Origin of the sequence: Caproiciproducens puteiluti (genome assembly GCF_052442865.1) — a bacterium.
Classification (GTDB): domain Bacteria; phylum Bacillota; class Clostridia; order Oscillospirales; family Acutalibacteraceae; genus Caproiciproducens.
In genome coordinates this window covers 2262031-2285697 of record NZ_CP194790.1, presented here as the reverse complement: position 1 = coordinate 2285697, position 23667 = coordinate 2262031, and the positions used below count along the sequence as shown (strand labels likewise).

The following is a 23667-nucleotide window of genomic DNA, read 5'->3' as shown; positions in this document are numbered from 1 at the left end:
AGTTTTATAGAGGTGATTTTACAATGCGGTGCCCGTATTGCGGCCATGAAGAGTCAAAAGTCATCGATTCCCGCCCGACCGACGAAGGCGAAAGAATCCGGCGGCGCAGGGAATGCTTGAAATGTACCAAGCGCTTCACAACCTATGAGGTAATCGAAACGGTGCCCATTGTTGTGATAAAAAAAGATAAATCGCGTGAAACCTTCGACCGCAACAAGCTGTTGAACGGCCTTCTGCGCGCGTGTGAAAAGCGGCCCGTGTCCATCGACACGCTGGAACGCATTGTGGACGAAATCGAAAACATGCTCCAGAATTCGCTTGACCGCGAAGTGCCCTCCAGCCTGATCGGCAAGTACGCTATGGAAAAGCTGAAGGACGTGGATGAGGTGGCTTACGTCCGTTTTGCCTCGGTTTACCGTCAGTTCAAGGATATCAATACCTTTATGGATGAATTGAACAGAATGATTAAAAGCAGGTCCTGAAAAGTTTCATAAAAACAGGGAAAGCGGCAGGTATAACCTGCCGCTCTTTTTTTAAAAGATATTTTCAATGGAGGGAAGCTGGGATTCGTTCAGATACATGATCTGTGTGATACCGCGGTCGCAGTCCGCCCCGAATTGGTCCGTTCCCTCAAAATAACAGAGCATGGGAAGCCCTGAGAGCGTCTGGTCAACGGCTTCCAGCGGTGCGTGCGGCATAAAGGTGCACAGCACTTCATGATAGCCGTGCCAGTCGTCCGCGGCCTTTTGGCTCAGCTTCTGTGCTGTTTCAAGATCGCCCTCCAGCGCCGCCTGTCGGGCGCTTTCGAGGGTTTTGGTCATCTGTTCGCTGACCTTTTGGGTTTTGACCGTTCCGTAGGTGCAAACCGTTATGAGCAGAACGAGGATCACTGCGCAGGCCCATAAACGTTTCATTGTTTTTCATCCTTTTTGATAATATTGAAATCTCCCTTTCTGTTGGCCGTCATAATAAAAATCTGGTCTGTGCTGATGTTTTTGCCGCGCAGGACGCCTTCCAGCCATTCCCGGCTTTTGTTGCACAGCTGAAGGGAAAAGTCGGAAATGACTCCGTCGCTGATGACGACGGTTTCGAGCCCGGTGTCCGGCAGCGCCACGCCCAGCATACCGGCGGTCGGCTGCTCCTTGTCCGTCTTTTTGATGATGCTCATCTTTCCGTTGGTCTCCACAATCGCGTAGGCAACGTCCTCAAGGCTGAATACGTTTTTCTGCCGCAGCTGCTCGGAGAGGTCCTCCGTGCTCATGCGCAGGCGGCGCATTTCCTTCTGGTCTACCTTCCCGTCGTTGATCACGATGATCGGTCTGCCGCAGATCAGCTTTCGGAATTTCGTGCTTTTCAGCATCAGGCCGGATACGAGGATTTCACACATTACGAGCACCGCGATGGGGATGAACCCGCTTACCAGGGGCTGCCCGGTGTCCTGCATCGGGATTGCCGCAATATCGGAAATCAGGAGGGTCACGACGAGCTCGCTTGTCTGCAGCTCGCTGATCTGCCGTTTGCCCATCAGCCTTACCGCTACAATAATGACTATGTAGAGCAGTAAGGTCCTTATAAATGAAATGGTCATGTTTTTATCACCGCTGATAGTATGTTCCTCCTGCGGCGGCTTATTCATTTTGTCCGAAATCGAAGAACCGCACAGAACCAAAAAAGGCGGAAAATCTGTGTTTATAAAGCGGTCCAAAAATGAAAAAACATGCCCTCTGCAAAGGCTTTTCAGCCTGTCAAAGCGCATGTTCGGCACATGGTATTTTTGATGATGTTTTTGCCGCGGTCCTTTTTAAAGCGGTTTAATCTGCTGGGCGAAAGCGGCAAAATTGTCCTGCGCACAAAAGGTGCTCAGATAAACCGACCGGCAGTTTTCGCGCAGCTTTTTTCTTTCTTCCGCCGGTAACTCCGCCACGGAACGAATGGCCGAAGCCAGCTTGTCCGGGGTAAAATCCGCCTCGATTAAAAAGCCGGTTTCGCCGTCGCGGACGATTTCTCCGGTTCCTCCCACATCCGTTGCAATCGCGGGAATCCCGAACGAGCAGGCTTCCATAATGCTGACAGGAAGCCCCTCCGTGCTGCTGGTGTTGACGAACAGGTCTACCGGGGTGTTTCGGTAATAGGCCATCAGGTCGGAATTTTTCACTTCTCCCCGGAAATCATACTCCATAAACCGCAGATTTTCCTCCGCGTATTTTTTCAGCTCTTCCAATGCGTCGCCGCCGCCGAAATGCGTCCATTTCAGCGCAAGACCGCTGCCGTTCAGCAGACTCAGGGATTTGGCAAGCAGATCCACGCGTTTGAGCGGGACGATGTGGCAGCAGCTGACAATCTGGAAAGGTCCCGTTCCGTCTGCTTGTGTCGTCCCGTAATCCCGCGTACCCAGATAGGCAGTCTGGATTTTTCCCGCGTATTGGGGATACAGGCCGGTCAAGTAATCGTTTCCGTCTTGGGAGCAGGTGTAGACCTTGTCTATGTTTTTCAGAAGGTAATGCCGCAGCGGCAGATAATTCATGGAGTTGCGGTAAGCGTAAAGGTCGTAGCCGTGCGCCCGGCAGACCGCCAGCTTGGCTTTTGCCTGACAGTACCGTTTGAGCCTTACCGCCGCCATGGCGATATCGTAGAACCAATAGCTGTAAAACGTTACGCCGTCGTATTGCTGCAGGGAATACGGGGCGAGAATTTTAACCGTTTCATCGTACACGATTTCGGATTTCGCGATAAAATAACTCAAATAAAGGTTTTTTTTCAGCGATCCCTTTACGGCGTTCCGCTCATCTTTTCCGGAATAGCCCTTGTAATCCTTAAAAGGAAACTGTCTTGCCACCGCTCCGGCAAGGCTGCGTTTGACCTTGGATGCACGGATGCTGTGGACGCAGACGTTTTCAGGCACGCTTCTTGTCTGTACCGGGTTGTCGGCAGTGCTTGTGGCCACGATAATGACCTGATCGAATGCTTTCGCCAGAAGAGGGAGTTCGTCTTCTATGAATTCTTCCCCTTTGTCGAAAGGGAACGTTTTCGTTAACAATACCAGGCAGTCCTTCATCGGAAAACAGCCTCCTGATCGATTTAAAATAGAAATATATAAAAGAATAGCATACAAAATGCTGCATTTCAACACGCTGCTGCAAAATAATCTTGTATTGGTTCACAGAAAATGGTATCATAAGATGTATTTTTATATGCGAATACGTTGGCTGGCGCCTGTTTCCCGGTTCTTAACCGGTTTGATTCGGGGGCTGGAAGGATGCCCGGTGCTGTCCGGAAAAGGACGCTGCCGCCGGGGCGACGAAGAGAAGGAGGTCTGATCTTGCCAAAAGTAAGTGTGATTGTACCGGTATATAACGTAGAAAAGTATTTGGCGCAGTGTGTCGAAAGCATTTTGGCGCAGACGCTGACGGATATAGAGATTCTTTTAGTAAACGACGCATCGACCGACCGTTCGCTGGAGCTTGCGCGGACATATGAGAAGGACTCCCGTGTCCGGGTGCTGGACAAGCCCCATGGAGGCCTGGGAAATACCCGCAATTACGGCGCCGCCCGCGCCGCCGGAAAATACCTGTCTTTTGTGGATTCCGACGACTGGCTTGACCCGGAGGCATTGCAGAATCTGTATTCCTCTGCGGAAAAATGTGCCGCGGATATGGTCGTCTTTAACTTTGTACGCGAAAACAGTAAAGCGGAGGAGCACCGTGTCTGCAAGCTGCCGGTGAGTTTCCCTGCTTTCGATCGGGAAACGCGGGAAATCCTGCTCCGGGAGCTGATCGGCCCCGATCCGACGGACAGCCCCTGGCGGCAGGTAGAGATGCTCGGCTGCGCGTGGCGCAGGTTTTTCCGCCGGGAGTGGTTTCTGGAAAATCACCTTTCCTATTTCAATGAGCAGGAAATCATGCTGGAAGATCTTCCGGTATCGATCATGGCGCACTGCCTGACGGACAAAGTGCTTGTTCTTGGCGGGGCCTATTATCATTACCGTTATAATCCCGAATCGTTAAGCACCCGGTACCGTCCCAGAAAAATGGAAATGATGACCGCCTGCTACCATGTGGTGCGTGACTTTTTGCAGAAAAACGGCCTTTACGCCCAGTATGGGGAACGCCACCTTGCGTGGCTTCTCCGCAGCGCGGCGCATTCTTCTCTGGTCAACTGCTTCAGCCTTAATAATGATAAGGGTTTTGCGAAAAGATACAAAGAGGTGCGCGGCATCCTCCGGAATCCGGTGCTCCGGGTTGCGGCCCGTTCCGACTACCTGAAAAACGGCACCCGTGCGGACAGGATCGTCCTGCGGGTTATCCGGTCCAGAATAACCCCGGCCGTCTATTTGTTCTACCGGATTTATTCCAATATGCTGTTGAAAAACGCGGGGAAAAGATAATGGCGAAAAAACGTGTTCTTTTTATCAATTACAGCCTGCACAGCGGCGGCATTGAAAAAAGTCTGGTCACGGTGCTGTCTTTGTTCGATTATGAAAATTACGAGGTCGACCTTCAGCTTTTCGCAAACGACGGCCTGTTTCTGAGCCGCGTTTCACCGAAGGCAAACCTTCTGCCTCCGCTCTTTCCGGCGGAGTATAAATTAAATATCCGCCAGGCCTTTTTTGCCCTCATCAGAAAGGGGCATCCGCGAATCGCGCTCTGCCGCCTGCTGGTTTCCTTTGCCGGTCTGCGCGGGACCATGGGCGAGCGGCTGGTACGCATGTGGAATGTGGAAAGGTGTTTTATCCGGCCTTCCAAGAAGGAATACGACGCGGTGGTGGCCTTTATGGAAGGCCAGCCGATTTATTACGCCGTAACCAAGGTCAAAAGCCCCGTCAAAATCGGGTTTATCCACGGCGATTATATGGCAATGGGTTTGAACAGCGATTTTGACCGTGCGTTTGTTGGAAAACTGAACGCGCTGTGCACGGTTTCCGAATCCTGTAAGACTGCGCTTGAGAACACTTTCCCGGAGTATTCCGACCGGTTCCATGTGATCTACAATATTATTTCCTCCACCTTCATGCGCCAGATGGCCGAAGAACCGGCCGATTTTGAAGATGATTTTTCCGGCCTGCGCGTACTGTCCATTGCCCGTCTTTCTCACCAGAAGGGGCTTGACATTGCGCTGCCCGCCATTGCCGTGTTAAAGAAGAAGGGGCTTCGCTTTAAGTGGTATATCATCGGAATCGGCCCGGAAAAGGAAAACCTGGAGGCGATGGTCCGGGAACTCGACATCGGCGATTACGTCCGGTTCATGGGGGAGCGCCCCAATCCGTACCCGTATCTGAAGGCGTGCGACGTCTACCTGCAGCCGTCCCGGTTCGAGGGCAAATCCATCGCCGTCGACGAGGCGATGGTCATGTGCCGCCCGATTCTTCTCACCGATTTTTCCACGGCCCGCGATCAGATCGATTCCGGCAGAAACGGACTGATCGTTCCCATGGACAGCGAGGGGGTTGAAGCGGGTCTGGAAGATTTGCTGCTGCATGAGGAGAAACGCGCGGAGTTTTCACAGTCTTTGGCACAGTGTGATTATACCAATGAAGAAGAAATCGAAAAACTGTATGCGCTACTCAATCATTAAATAAAACTTAAAAAATGGTGTTTCAAAATTAATTTTGAAACACCATTTTTGCGTGGTATCTTATCTTTTGAAGAAAATATTGACATATATGAATTATAGTGTTAAGGTGAATATGGAAATATAAAAGGGGATGAGACAATATCTTATTATACTGCTTCTGAGGCAAGCGATTTGAGTGGATATATCAGATACAGCGGTGGAGGAACAGAGGCAATCAGCACCGGAATATTATATTCTGAGTAATTAAGGAGATTGAAATGATAAACAGCATAGCTTCCGTATATTCAAATGGATTCTCAGGCTTCGTCAATAGTGCCGGAAAAAAAGCGAGATCCGGTGCTTTTGCCAATATGGTGCAAAGCGCCTCAAAAGAAAGTATGGATGGAGTTACATTTTCTTCCCAAAATGAAGCATGCCTGCCAGCTATTACGGAAAAAGGGAAAAAATCAACAGGGGGTAACACGTTGTCCGGTGTGCAGAAACAATATTTTCGGGACAAGTACTCTGGTTCAGACGCTTCCGGAATGGATTCCTTGCTGTCTGAATTGACCAACAGCGGCGTTTTGTCCTATCAGGATTACCTCCTGGCGGGGGCGAGACCGACGACGGCACAGGGGACGGTAACAGTAACGAAAGGTTCTGCCGATGCTTCTGACAGCTTGCTGTCATCGGGAAATTATGCGGAGTATTTTAAAAAAGTAATTCAGCAGGAAGTGGAAGAGGCGGAGTATATCAAGAAAAGTGGAGACGAACCGTCTGCTTCTTTTAATGAGTGCATCCAGTCACATCAACACATTGTAAACGTGTTGGAATCGTTTCTTTAAGGACTCGTTGAAATATAAAAAGGACGGCTTCCGCTTAGAGTATGCGAAAGCCGTCCTTCTTTATATATTAAGAATATTGATGAAATCGGATACTTTGTTCGGCTGTTTGGTCAGCCCGCGTTTTCCTGTTCTTCGGGATGGGATTCGTCCCAGAGCCTTTCCGCGACGGGAGCCCAGTTCTTCGCGGCGTTGACGCATTTTGCGCTCAGCTCCTCAACATCCTCGGGATGAGTCATGTCCGTCGATTGTGCGCCGGACTTGTGCACTATGTCGGACAGTCTGCCCGGATTGTCGAGCAGAGGGCAGGGGCGCAGGTGATTTCCGTTGAACGGCTGGTTCCTGCGGTACTGCATGAACAGCGGGGATTGGTACGCTTCCAGAAGCGTTTTGTCCCTGATGTTGGAATCTGCATAATGGATAAACGCGCACGGCTCGATATCCCCGTTCGCGTTGATGTGCAGGTAGCAGCGTCCGCCCGCAATGCATCCCTGTACATACTCGCCGTCGTTCCAGAAGTCCATGGTGAACAGCGGCTTGGTTTCCCTGAATTTCCGGATCTGGTGATACATGAACTCCCTTTGCTCCGCGGAAGCCATCAGCTCGGGGACCGCGTCGGCCCCGACCGGCATATAGGTGAAGAACCACGCGAATTTCGCGCCCTTTGCAATCATGTCGTCAAAGTATTCTTCGCTGCCGATCACGTCGGTGTTCTTGCTGGTGTAACAGCAGGAAATGCCGAACGGAAGCTTTTTCTCCTTTAAAATCTCCATCGCTTTGATGACCGCCTGATAGGTGCCTTCTCCGCGGCGGAAATCGGTGGCTTCTTCAAAGCCCTCCACGCTGATCGCGGGCACGAAATTCTTTACCCGCAGCATTTCGTCCGCGAACGCTTCATCAATGAGCGTTGCGTTCGTAAAGGCCAGAAATTCACAGTCGCTGTGCTTTTCGCACAGCCTGATAATATCGTCCTTCCGTACGAGCGGTTCGCCGCCGGAATAGATATACATATAGGTGCCGAGCTTTTTCCCCTGCTCGATGATGCTGTCGAGCGTCTCAAAGCTCATATTCATCTTGTTGCCGTAATCCGCCGCCCAGCAGCCCTTGCAGTGCAGGTTGCACGCGGAGGTGGGGTCCATCAGGATTGCCCACGGAATGTTGCAGTCGTACTTTTCTTCGTTTTTATTTTTGCGCTGACAGCCTACAATGGAGGAATTGATCAGGAAATTTTCGAACATTTTTTTCCTGACACCGGAATCAATGTCGTCATAAAGGCTCATAATCAGTTTGTACCAGTTGTTTTCCGGATTTTTCAGCGCTTCTCCAACCAGATCGTAAGCGTTGTGATAATAATCCTCCCTGTCGAATCTGCGTACCCAGCTTAAGACCTTCGGTACGTTTTCCTCAGGATTGTTGTCCAGGTAGCTCAATACTTTTTTCAGTCCGTAGGATTCCAGTTTTTCATTCACAGTTCCCATCACGTATGCTCCCTTTCTATCGTTTTAAGCGCCGTGTACGCTGTTTGACTGTATGTTAGCATTATCCGGAACGGTTGTATCTATACAAAACAGTTCCACAGTCCAAATATCATACATAAAGTGGAAAGTGTCATGTAACCGCAAAGAAGGGTTACCGGGCTAATACAATTGACTTTGACATATCTTTATTGTATCATCAGAAGAGTTTCTATCGTAATTCCAGTTACGTTTGCGGGATAAAACATGTTCCTCCCCCGCCTTCGGCGGGGGAGGAACGCAACCTTGTTGCAGAATCGACTGGAAATGCTCTAAATTATGGATACGGAGGCTGGATTATGCAGTTAAAAAACATACTCGAAGGATTAAAATATACCTGCTCCGGCAACACGGACGTTGAAATAACCGATATCGTTTACGATTCGCGCAGGGTGATTAAAAACTGTGTGTTCGTGTGCCTGTGCGGCTCTTCCGTCGACAGCCACGACTTTGCGCAGCAGGCGGCGGATGCCGGCGCGGCCGCGATTGTCGCGCAGAGCCCGGTAACGGTGCACGGTGCGGCGGTGATCTTGGTGGAAAATACGCGCTATGCCATGGCGGTGATGTCGGCGGCCTATTTCGGGCACCCCGCCGATCAGCTCCGCGTGGTGGGCATTACCGGCACGAAGGGCAAAACGACGGTTTCCTATATGATCCGTTCCATTCTTGAGGCGGGCGGAATCAGGACCGGCATCATCGGGACCATCGGGACGGTTGTCGGCGACGAAGTGATTCAGACGAACAACACCACTCCGGAATCGTACGATGTGCAGCGTTTCCTGCGCAAAATGGCGGACAGCGGCTGCAAAGCCGCCGTGATCGAGGCCTCTTCCATCGGGCTCAAGGACCACCGTGTGTCGGGCTTTCTCTTTGACATCGGGCTGTTCACCAATTTTTCGCCCGACCATATCGGCGGCAACGAGCATAAAACACTGGAAGAGTACCTGCAGTGCAAAAGCATGCTGTTCCGGCAGTGCCGGACCGGTATTATTAATATAGACGATGAAAATTACACGGGAATTATAGAAGGCCATACCTGTACGATCGAGACCTACGGCTTTTCGCAGGAGGCTGGGCTGCGCGCGGGTAATGAAAAGCTCATTTCGCGCCCGGGTTATCTCGGCGTTCATTTTGACCTTGAAGGTCAGCTTGCCTTTGGCGTGGACGTGGATATCCCCGGCAGATTCAGCGTTTACAACGCACTTGCGGCGGCGGCGGTCTGCCGCCATTTTGACGTGACCCCGCAGGCGATTGCCGAAGGGCTGAACACGGTCAAGGTCAAGGGAAGGGTAGAACCGGTCGGTGTTCCCGGAAATTATACTCTGCTGATCGATTACGCGCACAATGCGCTGAGCATGGAAAATATTCTGGAAACTCTGCGCGAGTACCATCCGCACCGCCTGGTCTGCATGTTCGGCGCGGGGGGCAACCGCGCGCGTTCCCGCCGCTATGAAATGGGCGAGGTCAGCGGAAAGCTCTCCGACCTTTCCGTCATTACGGCGGATAATTCACGCTACGAGGATGTCATGGACATTATTGAGGACATCAAGGTCGGTATCGCCAAAACGGACGGAAAATATGTGGTGATTCCCGACCGTAAGGAAGCGATCAAATACTGCATGGAGAACGCCGAAGACGGCGATATCGTCGTCCTTGCGGGCAAAGGCCACGAGGATTATCAGGAAATTCAGGGCGTCAAATATCATTTGGATGAACGCGAGGTTATCGCGGATATTATCAACGGAAAAATATAGGTGATAGTATGAGAATGACAGTTGGAGAAATTATCGCCGCCTGCGGCGGGAAGCTGCTCTGCGGCGATCCCAATACTCTGATCACGTCGGTCAGTACGGACAGCCGCAAAATCCAGTTCGGCACCCTCTTTGTCCCCGTCGTGGGGGAAAGGACGGACGCCCATTCGTTTATCAATGCGACTTTTGCGGCGGGGGCCGCCGCAACGCTCACACAGGAGCACGATGGGATGATCGACTCCCACGCGTGGATCCGCGTACAGAACACGGAACAGGCCCTGCAGAGGATCGCCGCCGTTTACCGGCAGCGGTTCCGTATTCCGTTTGTCGGAATTACGGGAAGCGTAGGCAAAACGACCACGAAGGAAATGGTCGCCCTCGCGCTTTCCGGCTCGTTCAACGTGATGAAGACCGAGGGAAACTATAACAGCCAGATCGGGCTTCCGCTGACCATGTTCCGGATTTCCGACAGGCATCAGGCCGCCGTGGTGGAGATGGGGATGAGCAATTTCGGGGAAATGAGCCGTCTGGCGCAGATCGCCGCGCCGGACTATGCCGTTATGACCAATATCGGCATTTCCCATATTGAGCAGCTCAAAACGCAGCATAATATTCTGAACGAAAAGCTGCATATTACCGATTGCTTCCATAAGGATTCCATCCTGTTTCTGAACGGCGACGACGCGCTCCTTGCGGGTCTGCGCGGAAAACCGGGAATCAAAATCGTCTGGTTCGGCACCGCCTCCTGGTGCGATTTCCGGGCGGAAAATATCCGTACGGCGGCCTCGTCCACCCGGTTCACTCTGGTAATGCCGGGCGGGTCCTGCGAGGTGGAGCTTCCGGCGCTGGGCCTTCATAACGTGACCAACGCGCTGGCCGCCCTGGCGGTTGCCAGAACGCTCGGCGTTCCGATGGAAAAGGCCGCTGCAAAACTTGCGGAGTACCGTCCTCTTGCCATGCGCCAGCAGATCCATCACGTCAGCGATGTCACGATCATCGACGATTCCTATAACGCCAGCCCCGACGCGATCAGAGGCAGCGTCGACGTCCTGTGCGGCTTCCATACGGGCAAGCGCATCGCGGTGCTGGCCGATATGCTGGAGCTCGGCGATTTCTCCCAGCAGGCGCATTTTGATGTGGGCGCGTACACCGCCCGGGCGGGGGTGGACATCGTGCTGACGGTCGGCGAACGGGCCAGAGAAATCGCCGAAGGGGCGCGCAGCGTCAATCCGGACTTCGTCTGCTATTCCTTTGGAGACAACGCGGAAGCGATTGCAAAGCTCAAATCCCTTCTGACCGGGGGAGACGTGGTGCTTGTCAAAGGTTCCCGCGGAATGAAAACCGATCAGATCGTCAAAGCCCTGCTTTAAAAGAACGGTCTCCTGTTTTGCCTCCCTCCGGCGCATTGCGCACGTCACTTCTCTTTTTCGGCATTCTCCCGCGGCGGACTTTTTTAGTCCGCCGCTTTGCTTTCCAGAATACAGCATTTCCAGTTGATTCTGTAACAAGCTTGCGTCACTCCCCCGCCGAAGGCGGGGGAGTGACGTCCTTTGTCGCGCAAACTGAAATGGAATTGCTGTAAGATAATTATTTAACAATTTTAGCATGCGAAAGTTGACGCGAATTGTGAATTTTTTCATAATTCTGGTCTTTGCCTGTTGCGTTCCGGAAAAACATATGTTAAAATGTTACTAATTTGTAATATGTGTAACGAATATGTATCATTTTTTACAGACAGAAAGTAGAAAAAAGAGTAACGGAAGTGCAGCAGGAGGTTAAAATGAAAAAGGGGTTCGGGTTTCTATCAGCGTTCGTCGTGGCAGTCCTTATCGCGATCCTTTCGATGAATGTTTCTTCAGCCGTCAGCGCGGCAAGCGCCAAAACAGGAGTCGGACTTTCCGAACATGTCCTCAAGGCTTATAAAGAGGGATGGAAATACCGTGCCGGCGGGTACGGCCAGTTTTCCGGCGGAGTACGCGGGACCGATTGCTCCGGCCTGATCAAGTCGTATCTTTGGTGGACAGGCGATTCCAGCGACCCCAGACCCAGTTTGGTTTCCGTAGCCGGAAGCTCCGGCGCGATGCTCGATTCCGCCAGCTCAAAGGGTAAAATCAATTACTCCGATTCCTCCTCTCTGCCGCGAATCCACGGCTTGATTCTGTACCAGCCGGGCCATGTCGGCGTTTACGTCGGCAATAACATGGCGGTGGACAACCGTGCGACGGGGGTCAATATAAAATACGAGAAGGTTTTCGGCCGCGATACGCCGAAATGGACCATGTGGTTCAAACTGCCCCAGATTACATATCCTACCACAGGCTTTGCAAGCTTCAACGGCCAGAAATATTACTATGAAAACGGCCAGTATGTCGTCAATACGACCAGAACCATTTCTGGCGTTACCTATACGTTCGGCGCTTCCGGCGCACTGACCGCTTCCTCCGGGGAGGCGATCCAGGCTGCCGCGGAATCCTCGGGCGCGACCCCTTACCTCACGCTTCAGACGGATTCCAAAGGCGCGGATGTGGAAAAGCTGCAGCAGCGTCTCAAGGACCTTGGGTACTATTATGAATCGGTAAACAATTATTACGATTACTGCGTGTCCGATGCCGTCAGCGCGTTTCAGGGCGCTGCGGGCATCAATTCCACCGGCATTGCCGATCCGGCCACACAGACAAAGCTGTTTGCATCCAGCGCGGTGAAAAACCCGAAGCCGGGAACCGTTACGCCCGGCATGCATTCCTCGCTGGTTCTTTCTATGCAGAAAAGGCTGATCGCTTTGGGCTATATGACCGGCGACCCGACCATTTACTACGGGGACCTTACCAAACAGGCCGTTCTGGCCTACCAGAAGGCTTCCGGTCTTGCGCAGACCGGAATTCTGGATCAGGCCGCCCTTAGCGTCCTTTATTCGGATGCCGCGGTGAAAGCCCCGGCGCAGCCGGTTTCCTCCGTAGCGGAGAAGAGCCTTTCCGCTGAAGCTGCTGTGGAAAGCAAATCGAGTGCGGAAAGCAAATCCGGGACCATCGTCTTCAGCAACATGATTCCCGCCGTCAACGCCGCGGCGGCTGACAGAAGCGCACAGGAAGCTTCCGGTTCCGACGGCGGTATGGTTTTCAGCGTCGTGCTGTTGTCGGCATTTTTGTCCGGCGTCTTTATGACGGTGAAAAGGATTCTGTCTTTACGGAAAAGAACGGCAGCGGTTATTATTAAAAAATAAAACAGCTTGATTTCTCACAAATCCCGCAGGAAACTGCGGGATTTTTTCATCCATTTAACAATTATTTTGTCTGGAGAAAAACAGAGCATTTCAGCGGAAAACAGAGGAAAATTAATAAAATTCGTGTGTAATTTAAAAAATCGATAGAAATTTGATGAAATATTCAAAAAAATCTTGACAAATCGTATTTATGACACTATATTTGATATGTTGCGTTTGCATCTGAATTCTATATCGGCGACGCTTCACTGCCGCAGTCAGCAATGACCGCGAAAAATCCTTTGCGGAGGGCAGTGGCAACGGCGTGGCTGGGATTGCGTTTAACCGCTAGGCTTAACGTAACTAATTTTACCGCAAAGGGGATGCACTATTTGGAAAATCCATCCATCATTTCATTAAAAAACATCGCGGTATCGTTTGACGGAGAAATTGTGCTGAAGGATTTTAACCTCAGCATCAGGGACGGTGAATTTGTCACCCTGCTGGGACCTTCCGGTTGTGGAAAAACGACAACCCTCAGGATCATCGGCGGCTTTGTCAAACCGGACACGGGCGATGTTTTTTTCAATGGCAAAAAAATCAACGATCTTCCGCCGCATAAAAGGGAGGTCAACACCATCTTTCAGAAATATGCCCTGTTTCCGCATTTGAACGTATACGACAACGTCGCGTTCGGCATGAGGGTACACGGCAAGAGCGAGAGCCAGGTCAAAGCGACAGTAAAAGAAATGCTCAACCTTGTCAACCTGAACGGTTTTGCGCACAGAAATGTCAATCTGCTTTCCGGCGGTCAGCAGCAGCGCGTTGCCATTGCGAGGGCGCTTGCGAATGAACCGAAAGTTTTGCTCCTTGACGAACCATTGGGTGCGCTCGATTTAAAGCTGCGAAAGGATATGCAGGTTGAGCTTAAAAAGATACAGCAGCAGACCGGAATTACCTTTGTTTTTGTTACCCATGATCAGGAAGAAGCGCTTTCCATGTCCGACACCGTCGTGGTGATGGACAAGGGTGCCATTCAGCAGATCGGCTCTCCGCGCGACATCTACAATGAGCCGGAAAATGCTTTTGTTGCTGATTTTATCGGAGAAAGCAATATCCTTGACGGCGTGATGCATGAGGATTATCTTGTGGAATTTGCGGGATACCCCTTCAAATGCGTCGACAGGGGATTTGAGCCGGACGAGCCGGTGGACGTCGTGATCCGCCCGGAGGACATCGACGTGGTCGAGCCGGATACCGGCCATCTGTCGGGGATTGTTACCAGCGTGACCTTTAAGGGCGTTCATTACGAAATCATCGTGGACGTCCGCGGCTTTAAATGGATGATTCAGTCGACCGATTTTCAGGAGGTCGGCAAAAAAATAGGAATGATGCTTCAGCCGGACGACATCCACATTATGCATAAATCGGAATACTCCGGTATGTTCGGCGATTACAGCACTTTCAGCGACGAAATGGACGAGGACAGTCAGCCTCTGCCTGAAGAAGGGGAGGTCGAGAATTAAGAATGAAAGCAAAATCAGCCGCGGCTCCTTATGCTGCATGGATGTCCATTTTTATTATTGTTCCGATGATTCTGATCGTTATTTTTGCGTTCACCGATAAGAGCGGGGCGTTTACCTTCAAAAATATCGCCGAAGTCGGACAGTATTCCAATGTTTTTCTGCGCTCCATCTGGCTGGGCGCTCTGGCCACCGTGATTTCCCTGCTGCTGGGGTACCCGCTTGCCTATATTATTTCCCACATCAGCGCGCGCAGGCAGAGCATGATGATTATGCTCGTCATGCTGCCGATGTGGATGAACTTTCTGCTCCGTACCTACGCCTGGATGACCCTGCTGGAGGACAACGGGATCATCAACAGCCTGCTTGCGTCGTTCGGCCTGGGCAAGCTGCATTTGATCAATACGCAGGGCGCGGTCGTGCTTGGAATGGTCTATAATTATATTCCGTATATGATCCTGCCGCTTTACTCCGTACTTACCAAAATCGATTCCAGTGTGATTGAAGCGGCCCAGGACCTCGGTGCGAATCAGATGCAGGTATTTTCAAAGGTCACTTTTCCCATGAGCATGCCAGGGGTGATTTCCGGAATCACCATGGTTTTTGTACCGGCGGTCAGCACCTTTATCATTTCCAAAATGCTCGGCGGCGGCGCGAACCTGATGATCGGCGATCTGATCGACATGCAGTTTCTGGGAAGCGCCTACAACCCGAATCTGGGTTCCGCCATTTCGCTGGTCCTTATGGTGCTGATTCTTATCTGCATGGGGATTATGAACCAGTTTGACGACGGGGAGAGCAACGGGGGAGGAATCATGATATGAAAACAATTTCAAGGATTTATTCCGCCGTCCTGTTCCTTTTCCTCTACGCGCCGATTTTCGTATTGATCGTTTTTTCCTTTAATAATTCCACCACCATGAGCCGTTCCGTCTGGTCGGGCTTCTCTTTCAAGTGGTACGCACAGCTGATGCAGGACGGCATGCTCCTGAACGCTCTGAGAAACACGCTGGTCATCGCGGTGATCGCGGCGGTCGTTTCCACCGTTCTGGGAACGGCCGCGGCCATCGGCATCAACGGCATGAACAAATGGATGAAGCGCATGGTCATGAATGTGACCAACTTGCCCATGGTCAATCCCGAGATTGTCACCGGCGTTTCCCTGATGCTGCTGTTCGTGTTTTTCGCAAAGGGCATGGGGAACGTATCGCTCGGCATGTTTTCCCTGATCCTGGCTCACATTACCTTCTGTCTGCCTTACGTGATCCTGTCTGTCATGCCGAAGCTCCGCCAGATGGATTCCCATCTGTATGAAGCGGCACAGGACCTCGGGTGCAGCCCGGTTCTTGCCTTTTTTAAGGTGGTTCTGCCGGAAATCATGCCGGGAATTGTGACGGGCATGATTATGGCCTTCACCCTTTCCATAGACGATTTTGTCATCAGCTATTTTACAAGCGGTACCACGCAGACGCTTCCGATCTTTATCTATTCCATGACAAGAAAGAGAATCAGCCCTGAGATCAACGCGCTGTCGACATTGCTGTTCGGCACGATCATGGCGCTGCTCATCATTGTCAATCTTCGCCAGTCGAAAGACAAGAAAGCGGAAGAAAACCTGATTGAGGAGGCGTGAGATTTGAAAAAGACGATTGCAGCTCTGGCAGCTGCCGTACTGCTTGCCGTCACTGTCAGCCCGTCGGCGTTTGCTTCTTCGGAAGAGCCCGAACAGCCCGCCGCGCCGAAAACGGGGGTGACCATCAATGTATACAACTGGGGCGAGTATATTTCGAACGGCGTCGACGATACGCTTGACGTCAACAAGGAGTTTACCAAACGGACCGGCATCGACGTTAACTATACCACGTTCGACACCAACGAATCCCTTTACTCCAAGCTTGCCAACGGCGGGGCGAACTACGACATTATCATTCCTTCGGATTATATGATCTCGAAGCTGATTGACGAGAAAATGATTGAAAAGCTGGATTTCAGCAACATCCCGAATTTCCAGTATATCGACGAACAGTTCCGCAACCCGAAATACGACCCGAAAAATGAATATTCCGTCCCCTACACATGGGGGGTAGTCGGTATTTTTTACAATAAAAAATACGTCAAAGAACCGGTCGACAGCTGGAAAATCCTGTGGGATAAAAAGTACGCGGGAAAAATCCTGATGTTTGACAACCCGCGCGATTCCTTCGGCATCGCGCAGAAAATTCTCGGCTATTCCTACAACAGCACGAATGTGGAGGAGTGGGAGAACGCCGCGAAGCTTTTAAAGGAGCAGAAGCCGCTTGTTCAGGCCTATGTCATGGACCAGATTTTTGATAAAATGTCCAGCGGCGACGCCTGGCTTGCCCCGTATTACGCGGGGGACGCCGCCACTCTGGTGGAAGATAACCCGGATATCGGTTTTGCCATCCCGACAAAGGAAGGGACAAACTTCTTTGTCGATGCAGTGTGCATTCCGACCGGCGCCCAGCACAAAAAAGAGGCCGAGGCATACATCAACTTTCTGTGTGACCCCGAAATAGCCGCGGCGAACGTGGACTATATCGGTTATTCCACGCCGGAGTCGGCCGCCAAGGAGCTTTTGCCGGAAGAAACCGTCAACAATCCCATTTTTTATCCCAGCAAGGAAATTTTGAATAAATCGGAAACCTTTGTCAATCTTCCCGAAGATACGAATCTGCTGCTGGATACGCTTTGGGCGGAAGTAAAAATGGGCGGTCCCGGCCAGACGGCGACATTGGTCGCGGTTCTCTTGGGATTTTTACTGCTCTATATCGGAATTGTTGTTTATAAAAAAATGAAAGCGAAACGCGAACTGCAATAAAATTGCATTTTTAAAAATGAAAAGAATTCAAAGCCCGCGGTGTTTATGCGCCGCGGGCTTTGCGATTTTATCCCATCTCATGTAAATCAAGGCATTTTCGGCCTAAGACAGCGCGACTGGAGTAAATAATTCCAGTTAATTCCAATAATCAAGAGAATTGTCATAATAATTTCACCGTCCCGTGGCAGATTAATAGAGCGGCGCAAGGGAGGTGAAATTTTGAAAAAATTTCTAAAAGGATTCACCGCATTCGCGGCTGTGCTGGCTCTTTTGTATACTGTCAGTGTCGGCATGGCCGATTATTTCACACCTGATTCCTATAAAATTACTGCCGGAAGCAGTCTGCAATGGGGTTCGGACGCAATTACGGCGGTGGCCGAAAACGGCGCCGATATTTCCACCGGCATAGATGCGTCACCGAATAAAAGTTATAAGGCAAAGCTGATGCTCTATCATGTGATACCCATCAAGACGGTCAACGTGGATGTCGTCAAGGAAACGCTTCTGGTACCCTGCGGCACGCCGTTTGGGATCAAAATGTTTACAAACGGTGTGGTTGTCGTAGGCGTAGCCGATATTAAAACTTCATCCGGAACCATTAACCCCGCAGCCGTAGCGGGCCTCAAGGTCGGCGATATCATTACGGAGGTTGACGGCAAAAAAGTCAATACCAACGCGGAGATCATCGACATGGTCACAGACAGCGAAGGCCGCAGCCTTACTTTTACCGTTTCCAGAGACGGACAGGTCTTTACGGCCGCCGTTCAGCCGGTTAAATCCGAAATTGATTTCCAATACAAAGCCGGCGTATGGGTGCGGGACAGCACTGCGGGAATCGGGACACTCACCTTTTACAATCCTGTTACGAAATCTTTTGCCGGTTTGGGCCACGGTGTCTGTGATACGGACACCAATGAGCTGATGCCGCTGCTGAACGGAGACATCGTTCCCGTTACAATCAGCGGAATTACCAAAGGCGAAAAGGGAAGTCCGGGAGAGCTTCGGGGATATTTCAGCACCGATACCGCGATGGGAACGCTGGAAGCCAATGTTCCGGCCGGTGTCTACGGAACCCTGAATAACGCTCCGAAAGGAGAAGCCATGGAAGTGGCGATGAAACAGGACATCAAAGCCGGCCCCGTCAAAATCCTTTCGACCATAGACGGCGGCAGGCCGCAATACTTTACCGCTGAAATCGAAAAAATAGACTATCGCGAAAATGTACAGAGTAAAAACATGGTTTTGCACATTACCGACGAAAAGCTGCTGAACGCCACCGGCGGAATCGTTCAGGGAATGAGCGGCAGCCCAATTATTCAAAACGACAAAATCATCGGCGCTGTGACTCATGTTTTTGTGAATGATCCGACACGAGGATATGGCATTTTCGCTGAAAATATGCTGTCGGTTTCACAGAGCGTTAGCTCTAATGACAAAGAAAAAGCTTCTTAATCCGGTGTCCCACTTTTATATTTCCCCTTTTTAGCAAAAAATATTTTTACAACCTATTGCCATTTTTTCCAATATATGGTAATATAACGGTAAATTAAATCTATTAGGGGGACACTCAAAATGGAAAAGCGTATTAAACTTCTCATAGCAAATGACAGTGCAGAGTTTAACCGTGATTACGGTCGAATTTTCGAACAATCCGGCATGGAAATAATCTATACGCAAAAGGATGGCATGAAACTCCTTGAAAAAATAGAAGCCATCCATCCCGATGTTGTCCTTGCCGATTTGTTTATGCCTCGTTTGGATGGAATAGGCGTGATGAAAGCGACTCAGGCAAAGGTCCCGGGCATGGGACCGATGTTTGTAATTATTTCCAATTTTACCAGCCCTGCTTTGGAGCGTGAAGTGATGATGTCGGGAGCGGCTTATTTTGCGATTTATCCATTTAACGCCGCGGACCTTTCCGACAGAATCATTCAGCTTTGTTCCATTTCCGGTTTAACGCAGAAAGCGCCTTCCAGACAGCAGGCACCGGCCGCGGCGGAACCATCGCTTGAAATTCAGGTAACTGAAATACTCCATCAAATAGGAGTCCCTGCTCATATTAAAGGTTACCACTATTTACGCGACTCAATTATTATGGCAATAGAAACACCGGATATTATCAATGCAGTTACCAAACAGCTTTACCCCAGCGTTGCAAAACAGTATGATACAACGGCTTCGCGCGTGGAACGCGCCATTCGCCATGCAATAGAGGTCGCGTGGGACCGCGGCGACGTGGATATCCTCAATTCCTATTTCGGTTATACCATCCACAATACGCGCGGAAAACCAACCAACAGCGAGTTTATTGCAATGATCAGCGACAGGCTCAGGCTTCACATGAAAAGCGCAAGCTGATTTTGATTTTTAAATTCTGATGCACTCCTTTACTTTATTGGATGTGAATTTTTATTCTGCCTTTAAAGTAAAGGAGTTTTATTTAACATGGGTGGTGATTGCTATGAGACGAAGCATCTTGATTGTCCTCTTTCTGCTTGTAATGACGCTGAATTTCACCGGCTGCAAAAATACCGCCAAAACAGAGGCTGCGGGCAAAACCGCCGACGCCGGCGCCCAGAGCAAGGTGCCGGATAATCTGAAGCTGGTCAGCCTCACGAAGATCAGCGCGGACGATATCCTGTATGTTTATGTCGACCAGGTTTATCATACGGAGGTTTATGTCTGTAAAAATTTAAAATCAAACACGGTCAGTATTTCCACCAACAAATAGAAGAGGCGGATCAGTTCGATCCACCTCCGCGATAATCAATGACATTTGTAAAATCAATGGCCAAATCATCCGGCTCTCCCGCCAAAAGGTCGGCCTGTACTTCCTTGGGCGATTTTCCCTGCTGGGTGATTTCTTCTTTGCTGTCCCGGTTGGTTTCCCGGTGATCGAGTCGGTCAGACATACCATTCACTCCCTTCGATTCACAGGCTTAGTATAACACCGTACACGGCATTTCATTCAAGGCCCGGGAATCAGGAAGAAAATGCAAAAACTTTTTATTCGGATGCCGATACCGGATCGGCCGGCGTCTTCAGTATGCTTCCAGGCGGCGCTGTTTGCGCAGGTTGCGCCGCTTTTCGCCGGCGTCCCATTCCATTTTTTCCTGAAAGCTTTCACAGATCAGCCCGGGAACAGGGGTCGGCTTTTCGTTTTCGTCAAGCGCTACAAGAACCAAGTATGCCGTGTTTACAAGCCTTCTTTGTCCCAACAGGTCCTCGGAAAAGCTGTCGACGCGCACTTCCATCGAAGTCGTTCCGACGTAAGTGATTTTGCCGTGTAAAACCACCAGGTCGGTCATGTAGACCGGGCTTTTGAACCGGAGCGTATCGATTTCCGCCGTGGTGACATTGCGGTTGGAATGCCTGCGCGCAACGGTCCCCGCGACAATGTCGATCCAGGAGGCGAGCCGCCCGCCGAAAACACGTCCCTGGCCGTTCAGATCGTTTTCGAAGATGACCTGTATCTGTTCCGTTTCAGAATCCGACACCCTTTTTGCCGGTAACTCGTTCATAATATCACCAGTCCTTATCAATGAATTCATACACTTAATCATATACGATCCTTGGAAAAAACTCAATACAGCATTTCCAGTTCATTCTGCAACAAGGTTGCGTTCCTCCCCCGCCAAAGGCGGGGGAGGAACGTGTTTTGCCCTGCAAACTGAAATGGAATTGCTGTAGGCGGGGCGCCTCTATAATTGTTAACACAGTTTTAATTTTCAATTAGTGACAGGATTGTAATTGCGCCGCGGCGGATAAAATATTATAATAATAACCATTCGATCAAAATCCGATCAAAAAGGAAGGGACGAATGGATGGGAAAAAAGCCTCACTGCTGTGCCGTTATCGTTGCCGCCGGAAGCTCCACCCGCATGGCGCTCGGTTTTTCAAAGCAGTTTGTTTCCCTTTGCGGGACGCCCGCCATTGTGCGTACGCTTTCCGCCTTTAGCAGCGCGGAATTAATCCAGAGTATCGTTGTGGTCTGCCGCGAAGAAGATATTGCTCAAGTCGGGAATGAGATTCAGAAATATAAAATCAAAAAAGTAACCGCGATCGTCCAAGGGGGCGCTACCCGGCAGCAGTCCGTTGCGGCGGGGATTTCCGCGGTGCCAGAAAATGCTGCCTATTTTGCCGTTCACGACGGTGCAAGAGCGCTGATTACTCCCGAAGAAATCAACGCGTCGGTGGAAGATGCCTATGAGTGCGGTGCGTCCGCGCTTGCGGTTCCCGTCAAGGATACGATTAAAATAATCGGGAAAAATAATTACGTGGTTTCCACCCCGGAGCGTTCCACCATGTGGGCGGTCCAGACCCCGCAGGTGTTTGAACGGGGGCTTTACCAGCGGGCGATGCAACAGGCCCAGGCGGACGGGGCAGATTATACGGACGACTGCCAGTTGGTTGAACATATAGGGGTTAAGGTGCATTTATGCATGGGAACATATACGAATATCAAGCTGACCACGATGGAAGATGTGGAAATTGCGCAGGCCATTTTAAAAGGCAGGGAGGTACCGCTATGAGGATCGGCCACGGTTACGACGTGCACCGGCTGACGGAAGGCAGAAAGCTGATTTTAGGCGGTGTCGAAATCCCTTATGTCAAGGGCCTTCTGGGCCACTCCGACGCGGACGTGCTTGCCCACGCCGTCGCCGATTCGCTATTGGGGGCCGCCGCTCTCGGCGATATCGGGACGCATTTTCCGGACACGGACCCCGCTTTCAAAAACGTGGACAGCCTTATGCTGCTTACGAGGGTTTGCACGCTTCTCGCTCAAAAAAATTACCGTATTGCAAATATTGACGCCACGGTCATTGTGCAGGCGCCGAAATTAAAACCCTATATCGCGGCCATAAGGGAAAGGCTGGCGGCGGCCTGCGGGGTTGGCTTGGATCAAATCAGCGTGAAGGCCACCACCGAGGAGCATCTTGGTTTTACGGGTGCGGGCGAGGGAATCGCCGCTCACGCGGTATGTCTTATTGAATCATAACCGATAGTCAAAAGGCATGTTTTCGGCATACTCTGTAGTAAAAACAGAGAGGTGATTATCATGAGCAAACCGATGATTCTGATTAGTTCAATCACGTATGCCATGAAGAGCCGCGACATCCTGTTCAGCTACGGTATTAAAGCTTATGTTGAAAGAACACCGAGCGGCAACCGTGCCGGCTGCGGTTACAGTATATATGTTCCCGACAGGACGGATGAGGCGGAAAGTATTTTAGTCGGTGCCGGCATTAAAATACTTGGACGAGCGGAAAGAGACGGATCCTTATGATTTATCTTGACAATGCCGCGACTACGTATCCAAAGCCGAATTCCGTTCTAAGTGCGGTAAATGTTGCTTTGAGAAATTATGGGGCCAACCCCGGACGCGCAGGCCACAGTATGTCGCTTGCAGCGGCAGAGGAGGTTTACCGCTGCCGTAAGGCAGCGGCCGATTTTTTTCATGCACCGGGGCCGGAATGCGTTGTATTTACTCTGAATTGTACGCATGCGCTGAATTATGTGATAAAAGGACTGCTCAGGCCCGGCGACCACGCGGTGGTTTCCTGCCTTGAGCACAACGCCGTCATGCGGCCCCTGCAAAAACTGATGGAGTCCGGAGTGACTGTTACCAGAGCGCGTGTTTTTCCGGGCGATAACGACGCCACGGTAGACGCTTTCCGCAGTGCGCTCAAGGAAAGCACAAAGCTGATTGTCTGTACACACGCCTCCAATGTCTGGGGGATCCGGCTGCCCGTCGAGCGCATTGCCGCCCTGGGCCATATTTACGGCATCCCGATTGCGGTCGACTGCGCACAGTCGGCGGGCGTTCTGCCGATCGATATGGCGGACGGCGGTTTCGACTATCTCTGTATTGCGGGCCATAAGGGCCTTTACGGTCCGATGGGGACCGGTATGCTGATTACGCCGAACGGCGCGGAGCTTCCTACGATCATTGAAGGCGGAACCGGGACCAACTCCCTTTTGCTCGAACAGCCTTCCAGCATGCCGGACCACATGGAAAGCGGCACTCAGAACATGCCGGGCATCTCCGGGCTGAGGGCGGGAATCGAGTTCGTGCAAAGCCGCGGGGTCCACACGATCTATCAGCATGAGATGTCGCTGATCCGGCATCTGTATAAAAAACTGTCGGAAATAAAAAATGTGAAGCTTTACACGGCGGAGCCGGACGCACCGTATTTCGCGCCGGTACTTTCATTCAATGTGGGCGACGTTCCCAGCGAGACTGTCGCGCAGAAGCTGAACGCCCGCGGTTTTGCGGTGCGTGCGGGACTGCACTGTGCGCCTGCGGCGCATGATTTTATGGGTACCCTGACACAGGGCACCGTGCGGGTCTGCCCGTCCGCTTTCAGCAATTTGGGCGAAATTAACAATTTTGTTGCGACTCTGATGAAAATAATCTGAAAATAAAGATAAAAGGATTGCATATCAA

Annotated in this window: 25 protein-coding genes; 19 read left to right on the top strand and 6 right to left on the bottom strand. The window is 51.1% G+C overall.

Going from position 1 to position 23667, the window contains the following annotated elements:
• The first annotated feature begins 23 nt into the window (after positions 1–23).
• A complete protein-coding gene (gene nrdR / locus ACRQU7_RS11195; protein ID WP_038324582.1) occupies positions 24–482 on the top strand; it encodes a transcriptional regulator NrdR in 459 nt (152 codons plus the stop codon).
• A gap of 51 nt (positions 483–533) precedes the next feature.
• On the opposite strand, the gene ACRQU7_RS11190 is transcribed toward nrdR, so the two are convergent.
• The 3 genes from ACRQU7_RS11190 to ACRQU7_RS11180 all read right to left on the bottom strand — a co-directional run bounded on the left by ACRQU7_RS11190 (position 534) and on the right by ACRQU7_RS11180 (position 3055).
• On the bottom strand, positions 534–914 hold the full coding sequence (locus tag ACRQU7_RS11190; protein ID WP_038324581.1) for a DUF4363 family protein: 381 nt from the start codon (positions 912–914) through the stop codon (positions 534–536).
• Positions 911–1588, bottom strand: a complete 678-nt coding sequence (locus ACRQU7_RS11185) for a DUF421 domain-containing protein (RefSeq protein WP_038324623.1) — start codon at positions 1586–1588, stop codon at positions 911–913. Before ACRQU7_RS11185 ends, ACRQU7_RS11190 begins: the two co-directional genes overlap by 4 nt.
• Before the next feature lie 213 nt (positions 1589–1801).
• Positions 1802–3055, bottom strand: a complete 1254-nt coding sequence (locus tag ACRQU7_RS11180) for a glycosyltransferase (RefSeq protein WP_444640897.1) — start codon at positions 3053–3055, stop codon at positions 1802–1804.
• 136 nt (positions 3056–3191) lie between these two features.
• Here ACRQU7_RS11180 and ACRQU7_RS11175 point away from each other — a divergent pair, with 136 nt between their 5' ends.
• The 4 genes from ACRQU7_RS11175 (at position 3192) to ACRQU7_RS11160 (ending at position 6395) form a co-directional block, all read left to right on the top strand.
• Positions 3192–3317: a hypothetical protein gene (locus ACRQU7_RS11175; protein ID WP_444640895.1), complete on the top strand. Its 126-nt coding sequence runs from the start codon at positions 3192–3194 to the stop codon at positions 3315–3317.
• A gap of 2 nt (positions 3318–3319) precedes the next feature.
• Positions 3320–4384 carry a glycosyltransferase family 2 protein gene (locus ACRQU7_RS11170; RefSeq protein WP_444640893.1) on the top strand — a complete coding sequence of 355 codons (1065 nt, stop codon included), beginning with the start codon at positions 3320–3322 and terminating at the stop codon, positions 4382–4384.
• Positions 4384–5571: a glycosyltransferase gene (locus ACRQU7_RS11165; protein ID WP_444640891.1), complete on the top strand. Its 1188-nt coding sequence runs from the start codon at positions 4384–4386 to the stop codon at positions 5569–5571. The genes ACRQU7_RS11170 and ACRQU7_RS11165 overlap by 1 nt, the downstream gene beginning before the upstream one ends.
• Positions 5572–5828: 257 nt before the next feature.
• Complete coding sequence (locus ACRQU7_RS11160) at positions 5829–6395, top strand: hypothetical protein (protein WP_444640889.1); 567 nt, start codon at positions 5829–5831, stop codon at positions 6393–6395.
• 110 nt (positions 6396–6505) lie between these two features.
• Here the strand turns inward: ACRQU7_RS11160 and ACRQU7_RS11155 are convergent, their stop codons facing one another.
• The gene (locus ACRQU7_RS11155; protein ID WP_444640887.1) at positions 6506–7870 is read right to left on the bottom strand and encodes a radical SAM protein; all 1365 of its coding nucleotides are present in this window, start codon (positions 7868–7870) and stop codon (positions 6506–6508) included.
• Between the two features lie 335 nt (positions 7871–8205).
• On the opposite strand from ACRQU7_RS11155, the gene ACRQU7_RS11150 reads away from it, so the two are divergent.
• From ACRQU7_RS11150 to ACRQU7_RS11105, 10 genes are all read left to right on the top strand, one after another.
• Positions 8206–9660: a UDP-N-acetylmuramoyl-L-alanyl-D-glutamate--2,6-diaminopimelate ligase gene (locus ACRQU7_RS11150; protein ID WP_444640885.1), complete on the top strand. Its 1455-nt coding sequence runs from the start codon at positions 8206–8208 to the stop codon at positions 9658–9660.
• A gap of 8 nt (positions 9661–9668) precedes the next feature.
• Positions 9669–11027: a UDP-N-acetylmuramoyl-tripeptide--D-alanyl-D-alanine ligase gene (locus ACRQU7_RS11145; RefSeq protein ID WP_444640883.1), complete on the top strand. Its 1359-nt coding sequence runs from the start codon at positions 9669–9671 to the stop codon at positions 11025–11027.
• Between the two features lie 410 nt (positions 11028–11437).
• A complete protein-coding gene (locus ACRQU7_RS11140; RefSeq protein ID WP_444640881.1) occupies positions 11438–12877 on the top strand; it encodes a C40 family peptidase in 1440 nt (479 codons plus the stop codon).
• Positions 12878–13248: 371 nt separating this feature from the next.
• Positions 13249–14382 carry a spermidine/putrescine ABC transporter ATP-binding protein gene (gene potA, locus ACRQU7_RS11135; protein ID WP_444640879.1) on the top strand — a complete coding sequence of 378 codons (1134 nt, stop codon included), beginning with the start codon at positions 13249–13251 and terminating at the stop codon, positions 14380–14382.
• A 2-nt stretch (positions 14383–14384) separates the two neighbouring features.
• Positions 14385–15203, top strand: a complete 819-nt coding sequence (locus tag ACRQU7_RS11130; RefSeq protein ID WP_141825352.1) for an ABC transporter permease — start codon at positions 14385–14387, stop codon at positions 15201–15203.
• The gene (locus ACRQU7_RS11125) at positions 15200–16012 is read left to right on the top strand and encodes an ABC transporter permease (protein WP_444640876.1); all 813 of its coding nucleotides are present in this window, start codon (positions 15200–15202) and stop codon (positions 16010–16012) included. The genes ACRQU7_RS11130 and ACRQU7_RS11125 overlap by 4 nt, the downstream gene beginning before the upstream one ends.
• A 3-nt stretch (positions 16013–16015) precedes the next feature.
• A complete protein-coding gene (locus ACRQU7_RS11120) occupies positions 16016–17218 on the top strand; it encodes an ABC transporter substrate-binding protein (protein ID WP_444640874.1) in 1203 nt (400 codons plus the stop codon).
• 219 nt (positions 17219–17437) lie between these two features.
• On the top strand, positions 17438–18670 hold the full coding sequence (spoIVB, locus tag ACRQU7_RS11115) for a SpoIVB peptidase (protein ID WP_444640872.1): 1233 nt from the start codon (positions 17438–17440) through the stop codon (positions 18668–18670).
• A gap of 120 nt (positions 18671–18790) precedes the next feature.
• A complete protein-coding gene (spo0A, locus tag ACRQU7_RS11110) occupies positions 18791–19576 on the top strand; it encodes a sporulation transcription factor Spo0A (RefSeq protein ID WP_444640870.1) in 786 nt (261 codons plus the stop codon).
• Between the two features lie 103 nt (positions 19577–19679).
• Entirely contained in the window at positions 19680–19949 is a 270-nt protein-coding gene (locus ACRQU7_RS11105; RefSeq protein ID WP_444640868.1) for a hypothetical protein, read from the top strand.
• Between the two features lie 10 nt (positions 19950–19959).
• Here ACRQU7_RS11105 and ACRQU7_RS11100 read toward each other — a convergent pair whose 3' ends face one another.
• Positions 19960–20130 (bottom strand): hypothetical protein, encoded by a 171-nt coding sequence (locus ACRQU7_RS11100; RefSeq protein WP_444640866.1) that lies wholly within the window; start codon positions 20128–20130, stop codon positions 19960–19962.
• A gap of 129 nt (positions 20131–20259) precedes the next feature.
• Positions 20260–20739, bottom strand: coding sequence for an acyl-CoA thioesterase (locus ACRQU7_RS11095; protein WP_141825349.1), 480 nt, complete (start codon positions 20737–20739; stop codon positions 20260–20262).
• 304 nt (positions 20740–21043) lie between these two features.
• On the opposite strand from ACRQU7_RS11095, the gene ispD reads away from it, so the two are divergent.
• The 4 genes from ispD to ACRQU7_RS11075 are packed head-to-tail and all read left to right on the top strand — an operon-like array spanning position 21044 to position 23639.
• Positions 21044–21751: a 2-C-methyl-D-erythritol 4-phosphate cytidylyltransferase gene (gene ispD / locus ACRQU7_RS11090; protein WP_444640864.1), complete on the top strand. Its 708-nt coding sequence runs from the start codon at positions 21044–21046 to the stop codon at positions 21749–21751.
• Positions 21748–22218, top strand: coding sequence for a 2-C-methyl-D-erythritol 2,4-cyclodiphosphate synthase (gene ispF, locus ACRQU7_RS11085; RefSeq protein WP_444640862.1), 471 nt, complete (start codon positions 21748–21750; stop codon positions 22216–22218). Before ispD ends, ispF begins: the two co-directional genes overlap by 4 nt.
• A gap of 60 nt (positions 22219–22278) precedes the next feature.
• Positions 22279–22506, top strand: coding sequence for a DUF3343 domain-containing protein (locus tag ACRQU7_RS11080; RefSeq protein WP_243122461.1), 228 nt, complete (start codon positions 22279–22281; stop codon positions 22504–22506).
• Positions 22503–23639, top strand: a complete 1137-nt coding sequence (locus tag ACRQU7_RS11075) for an aminotransferase class V-fold PLP-dependent enzyme (protein ID WP_444640860.1) — start codon at positions 22503–22505, stop codon at positions 23637–23639. Before ACRQU7_RS11080 ends, ACRQU7_RS11075 begins: the two co-directional genes overlap by 4 nt.
• Positions 23640–23667 lie beyond the last annotated feature (28 nt).

Bases quoted from the DNA above. Each gene is read 5' to 3' on its own strand.
- nrdR (WP_038324582.1), top strand. From the start codon at position 24: ATGCGGTGCCCGTATTGCGGCCATGAAGAGTCAAAAGTCATCGATTCC.
- ACRQU7_RS11190 (WP_038324581.1), bottom strand. From the start codon at position 914: ATGAAACGTTTATGGGCCTGCGCAGTGATCCTCGTTCTGCTCATAACG.
- ACRQU7_RS11185 (WP_038324623.1), bottom strand. From the start codon at position 1,588: ATGACCATTTCATTTATAAGGACCTTACTGCTCTACATAGTCATTATT.
- ACRQU7_RS11180 (WP_444640897.1), bottom strand. From the start codon at position 3,055: ATGAAGGACTGCCTGGTATTGTTAACGAAAACGTTCCCTTTCGACAAA.
- ACRQU7_RS11175 (WP_444640895.1), top strand. From the start codon at position 3,192: ATGCGAATACGTTGGCTGGCGCCTGTTTCCCGGTTCTTAACCGGTTTG.
- ACRQU7_RS11165 (WP_444640891.1), top strand. From the start codon at position 4,384: ATGGCGAAAAAACGTGTTCTTTTTATCAATTACAGCCTGCACAGCGGC.
- ACRQU7_RS11160 (WP_444640889.1), top strand. From the start codon at position 5,829: ATGATAAACAGCATAGCTTCCGTATATTCAAATGGATTCTCAGGCTTC.
- ACRQU7_RS11155 (WP_444640887.1), bottom strand. From the start codon at position 7,870: ATGGGAACTGTGAATGAAAAACTGGAATCCTACGGACTGAAAAAAGTA.
- ACRQU7_RS11150 (WP_444640885.1), top strand. From the start codon at position 8,206: ATGCAGTTAAAAAACATACTCGAAGGATTAAAATATACCTGCTCCGGC.
- ACRQU7_RS11145 (WP_444640883.1), top strand. From the start codon at position 9,669: ATGAGAATGACAGTTGGAGAAATTATCGCCGCCTGCGGCGGGAAGCTG.
- ACRQU7_RS11140 (WP_444640881.1), top strand. From the start codon at position 11,438: ATGAAAAAGGGGTTCGGGTTTCTATCAGCGTTCGTCGTGGCAGTCCTT.
- ACRQU7_RS11130 (WP_141825352.1), top strand. From the start codon at position 14,385: ATGAAAGCAAAATCAGCCGCGGCTCCTTATGCTGCATGGATGTCCATT.
- ACRQU7_RS11125 (WP_444640876.1), top strand. From the start codon at position 15,200: ATGAAAACAATTTCAAGGATTTATTCCGCCGTCCTGTTCCTTTTCCTC.
- spo0A (WP_444640870.1), top strand. From the start codon at position 18,791: ATGGAAAAGCGTATTAAACTTCTCATAGCAAATGACAGTGCAGAGTTT.
- ACRQU7_RS11105 (WP_444640868.1), top strand. From the start codon at position 19,680: ATGAGACGAAGCATCTTGATTGTCCTCTTTCTGCTTGTAATGACGCTG.
- ACRQU7_RS11100 (WP_444640866.1), bottom strand. From the start codon at position 20,130: ATGTCTGACCGACTCGATCACCGGGAAACCAACCGGGACAGCAAAGAA.
- ACRQU7_RS11095 (WP_141825349.1), bottom strand. From the start codon at position 20,739: ATGAACGAGTTACCGGCAAAAAGGGTGTCGGATTCTGAAACGGAACAG.
- ispD (WP_444640864.1), top strand. From the start codon at position 21,044: ATGGGAAAAAAGCCTCACTGCTGTGCCGTTATCGTTGCCGCCGGAAGC.
- ispF (WP_444640862.1), top strand. From the start codon at position 21,748: ATGAGGATCGGCCACGGTTACGACGTGCACCGGCTGACGGAAGGCAGA.
- ACRQU7_RS11080 (WP_243122461.1), top strand. From the start codon at position 22,279: ATGAGCAAACCGATGATTCTGATTAGTTCAATCACGTATGCCATGAAG.
- ACRQU7_RS11075 (WP_444640860.1), top strand. From the start codon at position 22,503: ATGATTTATCTTGACAATGCCGCGACTACGTATCCAAAGCCGAATTCC.